The 1,747-nt window shown below is 42.3% G+C and carries 2 protein-coding genes; both read left to right on the top strand.

Annotation, left to right across the window (positions count from 1 at the left end):
- Positions 1–118: 118 nt before the first annotated feature.
- Positions 119–520 carry an IS200/IS605 family transposase gene (gene tnpA, locus FYJ39_RS20330; protein ID WP_154474117.1) on the top strand — a complete coding sequence of 134 codons (402 nt, stop codon included), beginning with the start codon at positions 119–121 and terminating at the stop codon, positions 518–520.
- An 8-nt stretch (positions 521–528) separates the two neighbouring features.
- A complete protein-coding gene (gene tnpB / locus FYJ39_RS20325) occupies positions 529–1,620 on the top strand; it encodes an IS200/IS605 family element RNA-guided endonuclease TnpB (RefSeq protein WP_154474116.1) in 1,092 nt (363 codons plus the stop codon).
- Positions 1,621–1,747 lie beyond the last annotated feature (127 nt).

Below are 1,747 nucleotides of genomic sequence, written 5' to 3'. Positions count from 1 at the left end.
TTATAACCCATTGCGGGCGGGAAAACCCACGGTTTCAACCGTGAGGATGATAGCCCGCGCCCTCTTTAATTGTAGATATAAATTTGACTATCATCTACAAATGTGATACCATATACTCATGAAAAACGAATATAAGCACACTAAAACAACAGTATCGCTGATTAACTATCATTTTGTATTCTGCCCACGGTACAGGAGAAAAATATTCAATATTCCGGGAGTAGAACAACGGTTTAAGGAACTGACCATAGCCGAATGTGATAAATGCGGTATTGAAATTCTTGCTTTAGAATGCCATATAGACCATGTTCATATTTTTGTTAGCGTATTACCAACTATGAGCATTCCAAACATCATGAAGCAAATCAAGGGCGCCACATCCCTAAAACTAAGGGAAGAGTTTCCACGGCTTAAAGCCATGCCAAGTCTCTGGACACGAAGCTATTTTGTCAGCACGGCGGGCAATGTAAGCTCTGAAACCATCCAATGGTACGTTGATACCCAAAAAACAAGACCGTAGGTGACAGTATGCAAAAAGGTATTAAGTTTAGGGCATATCCCAATAAACAGCAACAAAACTTAATAAATCAGACGCTTGGATGTTGCAGATTCATCTACAACAAAGGTCTTGCCATGCGCAGCGATGCATTCGGCAGAGGTCAGAAAATCGGCTATAACCAGACCTCTGCAATGCTTACAGACCTTAAAAAGCAGGATGGCTTTGCTTTTCTGAAAGACGTTGATTCTATTGCGCTTCAACAGTCATTAAGGGATTTAGACCGTGGCTTTAAAAACTTCTTTGAAAAGCGCGCAAGGCATCCGCAGTTCAAGAGCAAGCACAATAACCATCAGTCATACAGAACCCTCAACCAAGGCGATAACATCCGCATTGTTAGTAAATATATCAAGCTCCCGAAACTTGGATATGTCAAAATCAAGCAGTCTATGGAAGTTGGGCATATCAATAATGTCACGGTAGAACGTACTCCGACAGGCAAATACTTTGTTGTCCTGAATGTTGACTTTGAGCCGGAGTTTCGTCCGAATGCCGGATGTATGGTCGGCATTGATGTAGGCATCAAGGAATTTTACTCCGACAGCAACGGGAATACTGTAAACAATCCTAAGTATCTGGAGAAGTCGCAGCGTAAGCTCATCCGTGAGCAACGCAGGCTATCCCGTAAGCAAAAAGGCTCAAATAACCGCAATAAACAGCGTATCAAAGTTGCCAAGGTACATGAGAAGATTACAAACCAGCGGAATGACTTTTTGCAGAAACAGTCAACTATGCTTGTTAGTGAAAACCAAACTATCTGCATAGAGGACTTGAATGTAAAAGGCATGGTTCGTAATCATAAACTTGCGAAATCCATAGCAAGCGTATCATGGTCAAAGTTCTTTACAATGCTTGAATACAAGGCTGCATGGTATGGAAATGACATCGTTAAAGTACCGACTATGTACCCAAGCAGTCAGACCTGTTCTTGTTGTGGATACAGGAACCCATTGGTAAGAAATCTTGCAATCCGTAAATGGGAGTGTCCGGTGTGCCATACAACGCACGACAGGGACACCAATGCAAGCATAAATATCCTAAAGAAAGGGCTTTCAGTAGCCTAAAACATATCAGTACCGTAGGACATACGGGAATTTACGCTTGTGGAGACCGTGTAAAACTAAAGCTTTCGTAGCAATGTAGTGGTCGCTGAAGCAAGAATCCCACGACTTTAGTCGTGCGGAGTGTCAA

The sequence above is a fragment of the Clostridium porci genome (assembly GCF_009696375.1).
In the GTDB taxonomy this organism is placed as follows: Bacteria; Bacillota; Clostridia; order Lachnospirales; family Lachnospiraceae; genus Enterocloster; species Enterocloster porci.
The sequence above is the reverse complement of the archived record's forward strand: the minus strand, read 5'-3'. Positions and strand labels throughout refer to the sequence as shown.

Excerpts from the sequence above, each read along its gene's own strand:
- tnpB (WP_154474116.1), top strand. The coding sequence starts at position 529 with ATGCAAAAAGGTATTAAGTTTAGGGCATATCCCAATAAACAGCAACAA.
- tnpA (WP_154474117.1), top strand. The coding sequence starts at position 119 with ATGAAAAACGAATATAAGCACACTAAAACAACAGTATCGCTGATTAAC.